Origin of the sequence: Brucepastera parasyntrophica (assembly GCF_022376835.1) — a bacterium.
Classification (GTDB): Bacteria; Spirochaetota; Spirochaetia; order Treponematales; family Treponemataceae; genus Brucepastera; species Brucepastera parasyntrophica.
Window position 1 is genome coordinate 1,908,054 of record NZ_CP084606.1, and the last position, 15,123, is coordinate 1,923,176.

The following is a 15,123-nucleotide window of genomic DNA, read 5'->3' on the forward strand; positions in this document are numbered from 1 at the left end:
TTCAGATGCTCTTTGCAAAAGTATTTCCGGAGCCGGTCAGGTGGCTGTCCCGGCTTCCTTTTTTTCTGTTTCCGGGGATGCTGCCTGTAATGTATCCCTTATTTTGCAGACTTCCTGTACCGCATTTTTCCCGGCCTCTCCCCGGAACATATATGCCTGTGCTTTTAACCGGTCGATCGCTGCGTCTGTTTTTAAGCGGGCAATTGCTGCGTCGAGAACAGTTTCGATACCTGCAAAAGATTCTTCTTCAATGGGGGTTCCGATTTCGCGTATGGCGCGGAAGGTCCACGCTTCTTCATCAAGATCGGAAAGATCATAGGGGCGTTTATCGAATTCGAACCGGGTGTAAAGAACGGGCCGGTTAAACAGAAAAACGTAATCAAAAATCACACCTGAAAAATCTGAAATAAGAATATCTGAACGGGAAAGCGCCGCAAGGTTTTCCGCGGCGAAATTCCATTCCACATTCCGGTACCCGGAAAGAGCCTGTTTCAGGGTTTCGACCGTATCAGTTTCCGAAATCATGCTCTGCGGGTGCGGCCGTATAATGAGATTATAGGAAGACTGCGCAAGCGGTTCGAGAAGGGCCAGTCCGTAACGTTTGAGTATGCCATTCTGTCCCCAAGACGGGGCAACAAGGACCGTTTTTATATTTTCCTTCGCAGGAAGAGCCGCAATATGTTCCTGCAGAACATCCAGATAAGTACAGCCGATTACCGGCAGGGATTTTCCGGCAAGGCCCCGTTTCTTTTCCAGTTCCCGGATCCCGGCAATCTGGTGTTCCCCGGTGAGAAAAACGGAATCAAAATAATCAAAGCTGAAAAGGCGGTACAGGCCGGTATCGACTACCGCGTGCAGGATATGCGCGTAATGGGAAACGCCAGGCGACCGCTTGAGCTGGAGTACATCCAGTCCCGGGGTTGTCATAAGGCAGATATCGGCTTCGAGAAAATTGAGGAACCGGTATGCGGTATTTCCCTTTCCTATAAATTCCCGGTGGATCAGAGGCGCCTCAAAAGCCAGGCCCGGGTCATCTTCTCCGCTGGTATAATACACACAGGGAATTTTTCTCGCGTCCAATTCCCTGAGAACCGGCGCAAACACATTCCAATACTGTTTTCCTTCCGAATATATAACTATGGAATGGCGCTTTGCCTGTTTTGCTTTTGACCTTCCGGAATAAGATCCCGTTTTTATTTTAATCACCAGATTTTTCATAAAGAAAAAAAGCGTTACCGCGATTCCCGTCAAAAACGAAAAAAGCATACTTCCCGTTCCCGGATCAATATAGCAGAACGCCGGCAATGCGGGAAAAGTAATCATAATCCCCGCGCAGATGAGTTTAATCATTTTCTACATCCTCCCATTCACCCCAGGAAGAAGTCCTGAAAATATCATGACCAAGAAGAGGCCGGGCTTTACCAAGCGTGAAGTTTGCCGGGCCGTGCCTGTTTTGCGAGCCGGGCGCTTTGTAAATAAATAGCGGACCGTTTTTTTCTTCAGAGTTTATCGGGAGTCCAAGGTACGGATTAACGGGATCGGGAATATCCCGGACCACAAAGGTCGGAACATCCGCATTTGTCATAAACTCGTCTGAAACTGCAAGCGGTCCGCGAGTGTCCCGATCCTTGACTATCAGGAGAGGATTATACCGCTCCATTCTTTCTTCCTCAAACAGTGAGTTCCGGAAGGTTCCGCCATGGTCGGAAACAATTATAATCCGGGTGTTATCATATACATCCATATCCTTTAAATAATCGATCCAGACAGTTATTGACTTCATCGCGGCAAGGAACGCGTACATATATGAAACATTTCCATAGGACCCGAATTTTTCAATTTCTTCTTTGCTGTACTGAATCTGTCCCGAAACAGGAATCAGGTCCGCGGTATAAGCCCCTTCTTCATGAGTGGTTTCATTCATAAAAATATTCAGCGTGTCTGAACCGTCATCGACCAGGCATAAATCTTTCAGATAATACAGATTGGGAAAAACATCAAGCGCGCGTTCATAACTGTTCGAACGCCCGTCACGCCACCAGCCTCCGTTATAATATACGGCGTATCTCAATTTGGGTAATACAACCCTGAAAAGGCCGTAGCGGAATAAAATATCGAAATCAAATGACTCGATAGCTTTTTCACTCTCGGACGGAAATTCTTTTTTAAACCGGTGCGTATAATATCCTTTTAAATTTTTCGCTGTTACATTTTCAATATCATCATAAATTGATATGTCAGGGATCCAGCGCAAATTAGCCAGACTCGGATCAGTGATCGCCACACGGTGTCCTGATTCCCCGAATATTCTGGGGAGCAGGGTAAGGGCTTCATTTATTTTATCTGTGAGAAGCCCATCTTCCCGCGCATTAATTTTCCACGGTGAATACTCATAGCCGCCCATAAAAGACGGGACCCCGATAATCGTAACATCCCCGAACGAGAGCGTTTCGGGATACCAGACAAAACCGTCAAGGTTTTCGGAAAGCTCAGGCATCTCCTCAAGAGCTCTGTGCAAAGCGATGCTGATACCCTTATCAAGAAAAATAATGGCCGTGTTTTTTCCTGTTGTTGTATATTTAAAGATTCCTTCCGCCTTTGAATTCTGCAACATAGTTTCGGCCTGCTCGATTTCGCGCTGCGCCGAATTGATTGAAACAATATTTACAATTCCGGAAACCAGGACCGCAAAGCAGGCGGCCTGAAAGACAGTGGAAAGAATACGGTATCTGTTCAGAAAATAAAAAGGCAGGGGATCAGAACCGCGGCCAAAAGGGCCAGTATATTTGTGCCTGCGGAAAACGCGGTCCTGAGGCGCTGCGGGTTTTCAAACATAAACCCGCGCGTCATGGTTCCATATGAAGAGCTGAGCATAAAGAAACAAATCAGTCCCAGAACACAAAGACCGGAAAAAACGGGAGCAATAATTTTCCTCACTGTTTTGCCGGCAAAACACCATATCAGCAACGGCACCAGAATGGTCGCTGCTATGCTCTGCAGAAAAGTCCTGAAAATGTCCAGCCAGGGGGTGTCGAACTCAGCAGGTGATGCCGCTGTCACCTGGGCGGGAACGAGAAGTCCGAGAAGCAGGCACATAACCGCGCAGGATGAAAAAAACAGGATAGTATTGTCTTTATCCGGGGCTTTTGATTTTTTCCCGAGAGCAGTCAGTCCTTTCCACGCAAAGGGAGCCGCAATAACCAGAAGTCCCACCGCAACCAGGGCATATTTGTATATTTTTTTCAGCGGGGTGATTCCGGAAAGCGCGGCAAAAATTACAAGAACCGCACACACCGTGCTGAGTATCTGCAGGGCACGGGCAGGATGTTTCAATTTCGCTGCCGCGATATTTTTGCCGAGGGAAAAAATATTGTTTGCTGTCCAGTATAAAACAAGCCCGGATGGGGAATTATACAGCAGCACAAGAAATACAAGGGAAACAACCAGAAGCTGGATCCGCTCCCGCCTGCCCAGATTCTTTGTATACACAAACGATGAACAGATATTGACCGCGGTCATCAGTATTGGCAGGACGTTAATGCTGAAATTTCCCAGGCTGATCAAGCCGTCCGGTTTTCCTAGATTTTTCAAGATGAAAAAGGACGCGCCGTTCAGGGTCGCGGTATGCGAAAGAAACTGGTAAGCTGCAATAAAAAAGGGTATTTGGAGCAGCAGGCCCATGCTCGATTTGAGGGCATTGAAGGGTGTGTACCCCATTTGCCGGTAATAGGTACTGATCATCATCTGGCGTTCGTCGCCTCTGAAGACAGCCTTTATGTCGGCAAGCTTTTTGCTCATAAGATTCTGCAAATCCCGCTCTTCTTTCTGCCATCTGTCCGCGACTGAATAAATGGGCAGCAAAAGCGAGTTAATCACAATGCTCAGAAAAATAATAGCCATGCCCGCATTATCATTGAACGCCACATGAAACGCGACAAACAGAAATTCGGTTAACGCCCGGATCGGCCAGATAAAAAGGGTGTATAATATATCGGGAAAAGACATACAGGCTCCTTTTTTTATTTTAAACTTGGTTATTTATGAAGGTACTTTATAATACTTTGAATGGTTTGTCAGGGAAGAAACGGGTAATTGCGGAAAAAACATGAATATAGATCAGAAGCCATTTCCGGGTTTCACCGGCGGGGAGACAGGGCTTTTCTTGCAGATAATAAATCATAGCCGGAAAATCAGTGAGCATTTTCCGGCCGGACAGGATTATAATATATAAAGGTATAAATGAGGTTTTTTAGCCTGACAGGAACAGATCAGGACTGCAATTATCCGAGCGCCACATCAAGAATCATCATTGCGGTAAAACCGATGATTGTGCCTATTGCCGAAAGATCGGTGCTTCTGTGGTCTCCTTCCTGCGCGGCGGGGATAAGCTCTTCCACAACAACATAAATCATTGCTCCCGCCGCAAAGGTCAGCGCGTAAGGGAGAATGGGTTTAACAAAGGAGACCAGAAGGGCCCCGAGAATGGCTGCCACGGGTTCCACAAGGCCGGAGGCCTGTCCGTAAAAGAAACTTTTCCCCGGGAAAGACCTTCCCTGCGCAGCGGAATTGAAACGGCGGCGCCTTCCGGAAAATTCTGGATGCCAATTCCGAGAGCAACAGCGAGAGCAGGCATGGCTGTTTCCATTGTAATTGTGCCGCTCAGCGCGCCGAAGGCAACGCCGACCGCAAGTCCTTCCGGAATATTATGCAGTGTTATTGAAAAAACGAGCAGGATACTCCTGCGCAGATTTGTATGAATTCCTTCTTCTTCGCCGGCCTTGCTGCTGAAATGTATATGAGGCATGAGCCGGTCCGCAAGCCATAAAAACCCGGCGCCCGCGACAAAACCGATAGCCGCAACAAGCCACGCTGGAGGGCCTCCGGCCCCTTCGGCAAGTTCAATGGCCGGCGCTATCAGTGACCAGAAACTGGCCGCGATCATAACTCCGGAAGCAAAGCCGAGCATCATATTGAGAATACGCTGGTTAATTGTTTTGAAGAAAAAAACCATCGCGCCGCCGAGAGCGGTCATTCCCCAGGTAAACAGGGACGCGAGGAGAGCGAGAAAGATGGGATTTTGCAGAGCTTGGGTCATATCTTGAATATAAACCGTGTTTTGCTGAAAGGCAAGAGATACCCCCGGCCTTTGATACCGCTGATACGATCGCTCATCGTATCAGCCATCGTATATTTGAAACAATCAGAACTATTACCCTTATCGATACCCCCGGAAAATTTTCCCGGGGATTTCAAAAGAGTACAAAAGAAAGTGTATAGCAGCTATACACTTGTGATATTCAAAACAACTCTCTGTACCACATATATACGATAGCCCATCGTATCGGCTGAAGGTAACGGATTTACCCGCAAGCGTCCCGCAGTTTTTACGCGGCGCTCATGACTTCGCGCCCAGGCAGGATCGCTTTTTTACCGCCGGGTTTGTTCTTCCGTCCGGACCAGTTCCAGCAGCCGCTGCCGGCTTTCGGATAATGCGATACCTTCAGAACCGACGCCCGCTTTCCGTTCATACCAGACCTGTTTTTCAAAAAACGCGGCAAGCGTTGCATCCCTGAATTCATACCCGTATATCGCATACAGATAATTCCTCAGCAGCCGCAGTTCTTCAGCGGACATTTCAGGAAGCACCTTTTTTACATACTCCCCATACGTATCTTCCGTGTAGCCGTTTATGGCCAGCGCGTACATATCGGGCGTTCCCCAGGTCCGCCGGATGCGGAACACTTCGGTAAATTCATCTCCGCTTACGAAGTAATAGATATTGCCGCCAAAGCCCACATACCAGGAAGCGGAAAACAGCCGTCCGGATTCATATTCATCCAATATTCTTGAATGTGGGACTATGTCTATTTTCTCGAGGTGTCTACCTCCAGGATCAAGAATCCAGATTGAGGAGGGAAGGTTGATACTTTTATATCTGAAATTTGCCTGATACCCGTTTCCCTGCAAATCGTATTGTAGGGGTGTTCCAGTAGTCAGGTATACCATTTTGTTCCAGAGACTCGTTAATGACTCTACTTTCCCGTAATATGTCCGGCCCCAGATCAGCGCTTCGCCGGCGAGGAATTTTCGTTCCATTTTCAGTTCACGGGCGCGCAGCTGGCTTTCCAGGTATTTTTCGGGATCACAGTTTTCCAGCAGAGCTGGGACATCTTTCCCTTTGTACCGGAACCCATTGGTATCTACCGCACAAGGATGTCCGTTTTTATCAATAAAGAAAACAATATACCGGTCATCAGCTTTGAGGATAAAGGATATCCCTAAAGTCATTTCTGTTGAATTAATATAGGCTATTCTTTTTTCACCTTCCAGAATAACAATAAAAATTGAAGACGCCCCTATCTTCCATCGGGACAGAGGAACAAAAAAACCTTCATCGGTTTTCCGATGTGTTGACTGCGCCAGGATAAAAGAACCGTCTTCTTTTATCCTGATGATAACGCTGTTTGTAGTAGTTCCCTGCGGTATCTCGATAGTCTGCATCAATTCATTTACTATCAGTACATTGGGGCCAGGAAACCGTCCTTGTCCAGGATCTTTACATATATAGCCGTCTATTACGGCGATTCTTTCTATTGCCGTAAAATCCTGGCTATTGCCCACTGACAGGGAAAACAATAGGAAAATCCATTTAAATGCTGTTTTAATATTCATTCAAACCTCTTCAGCTTATAGTTTGCAACAGAATCAGACGGAAACACCGGGCAGCATTCAGCTGTATTACTTCATATAATGCGCAGTGCCATATACTGTTTTTATAGTCACACTATATCACAGGAACAGCAACAAAAAAGCGTTCTGTTCCTGTTCTGTTATAATATTTTTCGCTCCCGTGAAATCCTCCGGCGCGCAGCTGTATTCACCGGCAGGCTGCTCCCGAACGATTTGCAGCAATTCTTTTTTTGCATACATTCCGGCCGGTATTTTAAAAATGGCAAAAAACTTCTTTAATTATGATAAGATACAGGAACAGTGGAACGGCAGGGACCCTATTGATTGAGCCCCCGTCTCCCCTGTATTCTGGAATAATTATGACTGAACTAAGTACTGAAATTCACAAGAGGCTTACCTTTGCCATTGTTTCACACCCCGACGCGGGGAAAACTACTATCACCGAAAAGCTCCTTCTGTTCGGCGGCGCCATCCATATTGCCGGAGCGGTAAAAAGCGGGAAGACCGGCAGGACAACCGTTTCCGACTTTATGAAGATGGAACAGGACAGGGGGATTTCCATCAGTACTTCCGTAATGGGCTTCGAATACAAAAACAGAAAAATCAATCTGCTTGACACTCCGGGACACGCTGATTTTTCCGAGGACACGTACCGGGGGTTATCGGCAGTTGACAGCGCTCTTATGGTTATTGATTCCGTAAAAGGGGTCGAGGAACGCACCAGGCAGCTCTGCGCGGTTTGCCGGATGCGGAATACCCCCATTACGACTTTTATCAATAAACTTGACCGTGAGGGCAAGGACCCTATAGAACTTCTTGATGAGGTTGAAAAGGAACTGGGTGTCCGGGTTTGTCCGGTGAGCTGGCCTATAGGACAGGGCCGGGCATTCAAAGGGGTGCTGAACATTCCTGAAAACAGGATTTATCTGTTCAGGCCCGGACAGGAACAGCTCCCCTCCGATACTATTTCAATTAACGGCCTTTCAGATCCTGTTCTTGATCAGTCTGTCGGAACTTCCCTGGCGAACAGACTGAGGGAGGATGTGGAAATAATATCCGGAGTATATCCTCCGTTTGACAGGGAAGAGTATATGCACGGAACCGTAACGCCTGTGTTTTTTGGTTCCGCGCTGAATAATTTCGGGGTAAGGGAGCTTCTTGATAATCTGATCAGCATCGCCCCCTATCCGACCCCGAAGGAATCCGATGAACGGGAAATTATCCCTGAAGAACCAAAGTTTACCGGTTTTGTTTTCAAGATTCACGCAAACATGAATCCCCGCCACCGTGACAGAATCGCCTTTCTGCGGATCGTATCCGGTACGTTTGAACGGAATAAAATGTATTACCATGTGAGAAGCGGCAAGTCTTTCCGGGCTGCAAACCCGACCGCTTTTATGTCCCAGGACCGTGAAATAATAGATGAAGCCTGGCCCGGAGACATTATCGGCCTGCATGATACGGGAACATTTAAAATAGGGGACACGCTGACCGAAGGCGAAGGGATAAACTTTAAGGGAATTCCCAGCTTCGCTCCCCAGATTTTCCGTTCGATTATGAACGCCGACCCGCTGAAAGAAAAGCAGTTTCACAAGGGGCTGAACCAGCTTGCGGAAGAAGGGGTCGTCCAGATATTCTCAAAACTGCACCAGCCCAATGTCCGCATTCTGGGCGTAGTAGGACAGCTTCAGCTTGAAGTCCTCCAGTCGCGTCTCCAGAATGAATACGCCGCCGACTGTAAATATGAACCGGTTGATGTGACAATAGCCCGCTGGATTACTGCGGCCGATAAGCATATCCTGCAGAATTTTATTGACGCAAATTCTAGACGCATTCTGACTGATATCAGGGGGACCCATATTTATGTTACGGACTCGGAATGGAGTTTAAACCGGGTGCAGGAAAAAAATCCCGGCATACAGTTTTTTGTCACATCGGAAATGACGGAGCCCCGGAGACAGAATTGAATACTGCAAACATGGCCCCGCGAAAAATACTGAAAACCGTGTTCGGATATGATTCTTTCCGCCCGCTTCAGGAGGAAATAATTGAAGGGATTCTGGAAAAACGGGACACGCTTGCGGTTATGCCGACCGGCGGCGGAAAATCGGTCTGTTATCAAATCCCCGCTCTTCTGTTTCCCGGGCTGACGGTGGTCGTCTCTCCCCTGATCGCCCTTATGCAGGACCAGGTTTCGGCGCTCGCTCTTGCCGGTGTCGAGGCCCTGTTTTTAAACAGCGCCCTTGACTGGGAGACCTACCGCAGCAATATGGCCCATGTAAGAAGCGGAAAAATAAAACTTCTTTTTGCCGCGCCGGAAACCCTGATGACAAACCGTCTGCAGGAACTGCTGTTTTCCGTCAGGGTAGATTGTATAGCAATTGATGAAGCCCACTGTATTTCCGAATGGGGCCATGACTTCCGGCCGGAATACAGAAGAATCGCGGAAATCCGCGAACTTTTTCCGGACGCGGTCTGTCTGGCGCTTACGGCTACGGCCACGCCCCAGGTTTGTGCGGACATTAAAAAAACGCTCAAAATGGAGTCTCCCGCTGTTTTTACGGCGAGCTTTAACCGGACCAATATTTTTCTTGATGTGAAGCCCCGGCAAAAGCCCCTTGCACAGGTTCTCGAATTCCTTGAAGACCATCAGGGTGAAAGCGGGATTATATACTGTTTTTCACGGAAGCAGGTTGACAGCCTGACCGCCGAACTGCGGGGCCGGCGTATTTCCGCGCTGCCGTATCACGCCGGATTAAGCGATGAAGAGCGGACGGCAAATCAGGCGCAGTTTATTCAGGATGACGTTCAAATCATGATAGCCACAGTTGCCTTTGGAATGGGGATCAATAAACCGAATGTCAGATTCGTTATTCATTTCGATTTGCCGAAAAGCCTTGAACAGTATTATCAGGAAGTGGGCCGCGCCGGAAGGGACGGTGAGCCGGCTTACGCGCTGTTACTGTACAGTTACGGCGACACCCGTAAAATAAGGTTTTTTATTGAACAGAAACCGCCTGACGAGTTCCGGAAAGCTGAAATACATTTAAAGGCCATGACGGATTTTGCGGGAAGCCGTATCTGCAGACGGAAAATACTGCTTGAATATTTCGGTGAAAAACTGCCTGAACACGGGCCGGTATCGGAAAAAACAGACTGCTGCGATATCTGCCGGCAGGGACCTTCTCCCGAAACTGACATGACCATTCCCGTACAGAAAATCCTGTCCTGTATCATCCGCACGGGTGAAAGGTTCGGCGCCGCCTATATTATTGATATTCTGCTCGGTTCCGGACAAAAACGGATAGTGGACAACGGACATAACAAACTGCCTGTCTGGGGAATCGGCAGGGATATGCCGAAGGAAGACTGGTTTGAAATTATACGGCTTCTTGTGGAAAATGAGTATCTCCGCAAAAGTGAAGATTATAATGTTCTCACCCTGTCGCAGGCGGGCCGTAATGTTTTAAAAGAACGCTCCCCTGTTGACCTGCCTTTTGCCGCTTCCGGCGCCGCCGGTTCTGTAAAGAAGAAAAAAGCAGGGGAAATGGATGGGCATATCAGTTTTCAAAACCCGGACCGCTTCAGGCGGATTTCCTCCGAGCTGAAGGACCTCCGCCGCCGTCTGGCAAAGGAATCTTCTGTCCCTCCCTATGTCATTTTTTCCGATAAAACAATAGAACATATTGCCGCAAGAGAACCGGTTAGCCGGTCCGCTTTGCTCGATATATACGGAATAGGTGAGGTAAAGGCCGAACGCTACGGTGATTTCATAACCCAGACTGTGAAGCGGGTCCTGTCGGAATAGACAGGTTTTTTGTCCGTCCGGAAATGCGCAGGCCGCCGCTACAGAATAATCATACCAGGAATCTGTAGACAATCGCGCCGGCGGTTATTATTCCGCCGATGACGGCAAATGTGCTGTAAATTTTCATTGATTCCCTGTCTCCCTTGTCCTTCCGCATAAACATAATTCCGGCAATCAGCAGACCGATCCCGGCAATTAAAAACATACAGAACAATAACCATTCCTTCATGACTTTTTCCTCCAATGCAATAATAATGATGAATTGATAATAACCGCTACCGAACCGACGTTATGCACCAGCGCCCCTACTACGGGATTGAGTATACCGGTAATCGCCAGGGCGATCGCGGCAAAATTAAGCGTCATAGCCGCGGCAAGATTTATATTGATAGTACGCATGACTTTTTTTGACAGCAGTATAAGATGGGGAATTTCCTTGATATCATCACTCACAAGCACAATATCCGCCGCTTCGATGGCAATGTCACTTCCGATTCCGCCCATGGCAATCCCGACCCTTGCGGTTTTGAGGGCGGGCGCGTCATTGATACCGTCGCCTACCATGCAAATCGCTTCTTCATTCTCCTGATAATGCCGGATAGCCATTAATTTATCCTCGGGAAGGCAGCCGGATTCAACTTCATTGATTCCCGTGATCGCGGCAATATGATTGGCCGCCTGCGGAGCGTCTCCGGTGAGAAGGACCGTGCTGATGCCTGTCGCCCGGATTTCTTTGATGGTTTGGGCCGCGTTGGGACGGAGCGTGTCGGAAAGCGCGATTAATCCGAGAACGCGCTCCCTGTCCATGATATAGATTACAATACTGCCGTCCTCCCTTACTTCTTCTGCGGTTTCCGCGAGGGATTCGGGAATAGTCAGGCTGAGGTCGCTGACAAGAGCTTCGTTTCCGGCAAAGATTTCCGTTCCCCCGGTAACCGCGTTTACTCCGCGGCCCGGCAGCAAACGGAACGACTCCGGTTCCTGGGGATTCTTGCCAAAGGCTTCCCTGTAATGGGTTGTGATGGCTTTTCCCAATGGATGTTCCGAGTGTAATTCCGCCGTTGCGGTTATTCCAAGTAAGGCATCTTTGCTGATGGACGGTTCACAGCTTTCTATCCTTACCACCGACGGTTTGCCGTAGGTAAGGGTCCCTGTCTTGTCAAAGGCAATCCGCCGGACCGTCGCCAGCCGTTCCAGGGCGTCTCCCTGACTCACAAGAATGCCGAATTTTGCGGCGTTGCCTATTCCCGCCATGATTGCCGTAGGAGTTGCAAGTACCAGCGCGCAGGGACAGAAGACAACCAGAATCGTAACCGCCCGGATTACTTCCCCGGTGACAAACCAGGTAATTCCCGCCGCGGTAAGAGCAATCACGACAATCCATGTGGCCCAGCGGTCGGCGATGCCTACAATTTTTGCCTTTCCGGCGTCAGCCGATTCCACCAGGCGTATCATTCTTTGCAGGGAACTGTCTTCACCGACCTTTTTTGCCTCCATATCAAAGGTGCCGAATTGGTTGACTGTGCCGCTCTGGACTTCATCGCCTTCACTTTTATCAACAGGAAGCGATTCCCCGGTCATTACGGACTGGTCAACGGAAGTCTGCCCTTTAATGATAATCCCATCGACAGCAATAGTTTCCCCGGCCAGAACCCGGACAATATCCCCAACCTGTACCTGTTCAGCGGAAATTATATTTTCAGTTCCATTACGGATAACCCTGGCTGTTGCCGGAGTCAGGCGGACCAGTTTTTCTATCCCTGCCCGCGCTTTTGCCACGGTGCGTTCTTCCAGATACGCGCCGATTGTCATGATAAAGGCGACTTCGCCGGCGGCAAAAGTTTCTCCGATAATTACAGAGGCGATCAGGGCAATGGACACAAGGACATCCGCCTTAATATCAAACTCGGTGACAAGCCCGGCAATAGCGCCTGTAATAATCGGGATTCCGCAGAGAAGAATAGCTGCCCACGCCGCATCGAAGGGCATGCGGCCAGGGTTAAAAAAACTGACGATGAGCGATACGGCGGAAATACACAGGAATAAAATAGTCCGCTTTTGATCATCTTTCAAAAAATTTATCAAAAAGGGTTCTCCTTTGAAAAAATTCGTATATTACCTGAATATACATATACCCCTATGGGTATATGTTGTCAATAGAGAGCTTCCTGATAATTTTGTTTTTTCCGGAATCAGGTCATTCGGGAGAAGTGTTCGACTGCTTTCGCAAACTCCGCAATGGTTTTATCCGGGTCACCATGTTCAATACCCTCCCGGACACAGTGGTTCAGATGGCCTTCTAAAACGATTTGACCAACTTTATGCAAAGCGCTTTTAACCGCATTGATTTGGATGAGAATATCTTCGCAGGGAATATCTTCTTCGACCATTTTATCAATGGCCCTCATCTGTCCCATTATTTTATTAAGCCTTCTATGAAGGTTTTCCGCATCCATGCATTGACGCATATATGGCCTCCCTCTTTATCCTATAGGGTAATATATAATAAATAGTACGATATTGCCCGATTTGTTTCTATAACAAAACAATTTTGTATAAATTACTCTGAAAACTATGCTACTATATATTTTACTGAACCATTGTTAATCCGGAAGAGGCTGTTATGCCATTTGAAAAAATGCTGGACAGGGAAAATCCCCCTGCACCTGAAAAAATCTCTGCATATACAGGCAAAGCCGCCGCGCGGCGGCTGGAAAAACTGGAACAATTCATTTCAGAAAATTATGAAATGACAAAATCCCTGCAGTTTCCCTTTGGAAATAATTACGGGTGGGGATATAAATACGGGAATAAAAAAACGCATATCTGTTACGTTTTTTTTGAATCCGGGGCCTTTACTGTCATGATCCAGATAGGAAAAAACGGGGCCGGAAAACTGGATGAAAACCTGAGAACCTTTTTGCCGAAAACACAGGAGCTATGGACAAACCGTTATCCCTGCGGCGGAGGCGGCTGGATACACTACCGGGTCCTCAGTGAGGATGAATTAAGAGATGTATTTGAGTTAATCAGGGTTAAAACTGATAAAATGCCTGCAGGGATCTGAGGTCTTAACACATGGTCATGTGTAAAAAAGCAAAATCTTACACACTGCAATGTGTAAGATTTTCCGCAGCTTTTCGGACTTGACCGGCAATACAAAACGCTGCGGGAAAAAGATGAAATTATGTTATGGTATTGACCGGTTTTTATCAGACGGAGATATAGTCAAATAATTTAAATTATTTGACTATTTCCGATTATACGTGTTTCTGATATAAAGAATTAGCTGATTCTTTATATCAGAAACGTAACTTAAAGGAGTATAATGCTTTTGTGAAACCTATTCAGACTATGCCTGCCGAAACAGCCCGTTCAATAAAATGGATATTCAGCGATATTGACGATACAATTACAAAAGACAATAAAATTGTTCCGGACGCATACCGGGCGCTGTGTGATCTTAAAAAGGCGGGATTTAAGGTTTTTGTAATAACAGGCCGTTCCGCCGGCTGGGGCCAGATTCATTTACAGGAATGGCCTATTGACGGCGCGATAGCTGAAAATGGGGCAATATCTTACTGCAGCCCGGAATATTCAAAAGGCAGGGACTCGTCCTGTTCTCCCCCTGTCGCCGGCGAACCGGCTGCCCACGAAGCCTCTTTTGACACTATAATCCATCCGTCAGCGGTGCGGAACAATCATCCTGCCCTGCTGAGGGCCGCGCAGAAAGTCTATGAAACGATTCCCTGCGCGAAACCTGCCCTGGACAACCGGTTCCGGCTGTATGATTATGCCGTAGACCATGCCGAATATGTGTCGCCCCCTCTTTCGGAAGCAGATGTCGCGTCAATTGTCAGGATTTTCAAGGATGAAGGCTGCATGGCCAAGGCCAGTTCCATTCATGTTAACGCCTGGTTCGGGACCTATAACAAACTTGAAGCGGCCCTGCAGGTTTTAACAACCCTGGAAAACTATACCGATTCCGGCTGCCGCGAACAGGTCCTGTTTGTAGGCGACGCTCCAAATGACGAATCAATGTTTGAGCATTTTCCCAATGCCTGTGCGGTGGCAAATATTGATATATGGAAAAACTCCATTACGCATTTTCCGTCCTGGGTTTCCGCCGGACGCTATGGGGAAGGTTTTGCCGAAATAGCGGACTACCTTTTATTCGCGGCGAGGGTTTAATATCTCAGACCGAAGGTCTGCCTGCTCTGTGGTGAGGTATTTTATCGTTCAGAAATTAATGCAATACCGAATTAACCAGAGCCTGAAAATCGGGATCAATATTATCTGATACGGAATTTTCCGCAATCACGAAAACCCCGTTTTTATTGAGTATGGCGGTATTTTGTCCCGGCAGCTCTCCCCCGGAAAGGGAAAGTATGTCCGCGGGATTGGCTGTTTCCAGCACGCCTGAAATATTCTTTTCACTGAAAGGCGTGAAAAGATCCTCTCTGCCGGAATATAACAGTTTCCCGCCGGAAATATCATGAATCTGGGATTCATCCTTTTCCGGACAGTTCTGCCCCGGGGTGTTAAGTAAATTTCTATCCATTACCAGCATTGTCCTTCTCAAGTTTTTTACATTTGCAGTTATTTATACTCATAATATAAATCTA

At 47.6% G+C, this 15,123-nt stretch carries 14 protein-coding genes; 4 read left to right on the forward strand and 10 right to left on the reverse strand.

All coding sequences use genetic code 11. The annotated features are described in order from the left end of the window. Positions 1 to 36: 36 nt before the first annotated feature. The 6 genes from K7I13_RS09135 to K7I13_RS09155 all read right to left on the reverse strand — a co-directional run bounded on the left by K7I13_RS09135 (position 37) and on the right by K7I13_RS09155 (position 6,672). Entirely contained in the window at positions 37 to 1,350 is a 1,314-nt protein-coding gene (locus K7I13_RS09135) for a CDP-glycerol glycerophosphotransferase family protein (protein ID WP_255944959.1), read from the reverse strand. Continuing rightward, positions 1,343 to 2,614 carry an alkaline phosphatase family protein gene (locus tag K7I13_RS09140; protein ID WP_255944960.1) on the reverse strand — a complete coding sequence of 424 codons (1,272 nt, stop codon included), beginning with the start codon at positions 2,612 to 2,614 and terminating at the stop codon, positions 1,343 to 1,345. The genes K7I13_RS09135 and K7I13_RS09140 overlap by 8 nt, the downstream gene beginning before the upstream one ends. 119 nt (positions 2,615 to 2,733) lie before the next feature. Next, positions 2,734 to 4,005 (reverse strand): membrane protein insertase YidC, encoded by a 1,272-nt coding sequence (gene yidC, locus K7I13_RS09145; RefSeq protein ID WP_255944961.1) that lies wholly within the window; start codon positions 4,003 to 4,005, stop codon positions 2,734 to 2,736. Between the two features lie 275 nt (positions 4,006 to 4,280). Then, positions 4,281 to 4,502, reverse strand: coding sequence for a ZIP family metal transporter (locus K7I13_RS15985; RefSeq protein ID WP_500789605.1), 222 nt, complete (start codon positions 4,500 to 4,502; stop codon positions 4,281 to 4,283). Continuing rightward, positions 4,430 to 5,095 (reverse strand): ZIP family metal transporter, encoded by a 666-nt coding sequence (locus K7I13_RS09150; protein ID WP_500789606.1) that lies wholly within the window; start codon positions 5,093 to 5,095, stop codon positions 4,430 to 4,432. The genes K7I13_RS15985 and K7I13_RS09150 overlap by 73 nt, the downstream gene beginning before the upstream one ends. A 332-nt stretch (positions 5,096 to 5,427) precedes the next feature. Further along, positions 5,428 to 6,672: a YARHG domain-containing protein gene (locus tag K7I13_RS09155; protein ID WP_255944962.1), complete on the reverse strand. Its 1,245-nt coding sequence runs from the start codon at positions 6,670 to 6,672 to the stop codon at positions 5,428 to 5,430. A gap of 377 nt (positions 6,673 to 7,049) precedes the next feature. On the opposite strand from K7I13_RS09155, the gene K7I13_RS09160 reads away from it, so the two are divergent. Beyond that, positions 7,050 to 8,657 carry a peptide chain release factor 3 gene (locus tag K7I13_RS09160; RefSeq protein WP_255944963.1) on the forward strand — a complete coding sequence of 536 codons (1,608 nt, stop codon included), beginning with the start codon at positions 7,050 to 7,052 and terminating at the stop codon, positions 8,655 to 8,657. An 11-nt stretch (positions 8,658 to 8,668) separates the two neighbouring features. Beyond that, the gene (recQ, locus tag K7I13_RS09165) at positions 8,669 to 10,498 is read left to right on the forward strand and encodes a DNA helicase RecQ (RefSeq protein ID WP_255949282.1); all 1,830 of its coding nucleotides are present in this window, start codon (positions 8,669 to 8,671) and stop codon (positions 10,496 to 10,498) included. 49 nt (positions 10,499 to 10,547) lie between these two features. Here the strand turns inward: recQ and K7I13_RS09170 are convergent, their stop codons facing one another. The 3 genes from K7I13_RS09170 to K7I13_RS09180 all read right to left on the reverse strand — a co-directional run bounded on the left by K7I13_RS09170 (position 10,548) and on the right by K7I13_RS09180 (position 12,966). Beyond that, positions 10,548 to 10,727 (reverse strand): hypothetical protein, encoded by a 180-nt coding sequence (locus K7I13_RS09170; RefSeq protein ID WP_255944964.1) that lies wholly within the window; start codon positions 10,725 to 10,727, stop codon positions 10,548 to 10,550. Further along, positions 10,724 to 12,583 (reverse strand): heavy metal translocating P-type ATPase, encoded by a 1,860-nt coding sequence (locus K7I13_RS09175; protein ID WP_255944965.1) that lies wholly within the window; start codon positions 12,581 to 12,583, stop codon positions 10,724 to 10,726. Before K7I13_RS09175 ends, K7I13_RS09170 begins: the two co-directional genes overlap by 4 nt. Before the next feature lie 107 nt (positions 12,584 to 12,690). After that, positions 12,691 to 12,966, reverse strand: a complete 276-nt coding sequence (locus K7I13_RS09180) for a metal-sensing transcriptional repressor (protein WP_255944966.1) — start codon at positions 12,964 to 12,966, stop codon at positions 12,691 to 12,693. 155 nt (positions 12,967 to 13,121) lie between these two features. Here K7I13_RS09180 and K7I13_RS09185 point away from each other — a divergent pair, with 155 nt between their 5' ends. Together K7I13_RS09185 and K7I13_RS09190 are read left to right on the forward strand one after the other, a co-directional pair. Continuing rightward, complete coding sequence (locus K7I13_RS09185) at positions 13,122 to 13,565, forward strand: DUF3788 domain-containing protein (RefSeq protein ID WP_255944967.1); 444 nt, start codon at positions 13,122 to 13,124, stop codon at positions 13,563 to 13,565. Positions 13,566 to 13,834: 269 nt separating this feature from the next. Beyond that, positions 13,835 to 14,689 (forward strand): HAD family hydrolase, encoded by an 855-nt coding sequence (locus K7I13_RS09190; RefSeq protein ID WP_255944968.1) that lies wholly within the window; start codon positions 13,835 to 13,837, stop codon positions 14,687 to 14,689. A 55-nt stretch (positions 14,690 to 14,744) separates the two neighbouring features. Here K7I13_RS09190 and K7I13_RS09195 read toward each other — a convergent pair whose 3' ends face one another. Continuing rightward, on the reverse strand, positions 14,745 to 15,059 hold the full coding sequence (locus tag K7I13_RS09195; protein WP_255944969.1) for a hypothetical protein: 315 nt from the start codon (positions 15,057 to 15,059) through the stop codon (positions 14,745 to 14,747). Between the last annotated feature and the right edge of the window lie 64 nt (positions 15,060 to 15,123).

What these genes read in the sequence shown, in the direction of transcription:
- yidC (WP_255944961.1), bottom strand. Translation starts at nt 4,005, where the DNA reads ATGTCTTTTCCCGATATATTATACACCCTTTTTATCTGGCCGATCCGG.
- K7I13_RS09180 (WP_255944966.1), bottom strand. Translation starts at nt 12,966, where the DNA reads ATGCGTCAATGCATGGATGCGGAAAACCTTCATAGAAGGCTTAATAAA.
- K7I13_RS09170 (WP_255944964.1), bottom strand. Translation starts at nt 10,727, where the DNA reads ATGAAGGAATGGTTATTGTTCTGTATGTTTTTAATTGCCGGGATCGGT.
- K7I13_RS09155 (WP_255944962.1), bottom strand. Translation starts at nt 6,672, where the DNA reads ATGAATATTAAAACAGCATTTAAATGGATTTTCCTATTGTTTTCCCTG.
- K7I13_RS09185 (WP_255944967.1), top strand. Translation starts at nt 13,122, where the DNA reads ATGCCATTTGAAAAAATGCTGGACAGGGAAAATCCCCCTGCACCTGAA.
- K7I13_RS09160 (WP_255944963.1), top strand. Translation starts at nt 7,050, where the DNA reads ATGACTGAACTAAGTACTGAAATTCACAAGAGGCTTACCTTTGCCATT.
- recQ (WP_255949282.1), top strand. Translation starts at nt 8,669, where the DNA reads ATGGCCCCGCGAAAAATACTGAAAACCGTGTTCGGATATGATTCTTTC.
- K7I13_RS09135 (WP_255944959.1), bottom strand. Translation starts at nt 1,350, where the DNA reads ATGATTAAACTCATCTGCGCGGGGATTATGATTACTTTTCCCGCATTG.
- K7I13_RS09150 (WP_500789606.1), bottom strand. Translation starts at nt 5,095, where the DNA reads ATGACCCAAGCTCTGCAAAATCCCATCTTTCTCGCTCTCCTCGCGTCC.
- K7I13_RS09140 (WP_255944960.1), bottom strand. Translation starts at nt 2,614, where the DNA reads ATGTTGCAGAATTCAAAGGCGGAAGGAATCTTTAAATATACAACAACA.
- K7I13_RS09195 (WP_255944969.1), bottom strand. Translation starts at nt 15,059, where the DNA reads ATGGATAGAAATTTACTTAACACCCCGGGGCAGAACTGTCCGGAAAAG.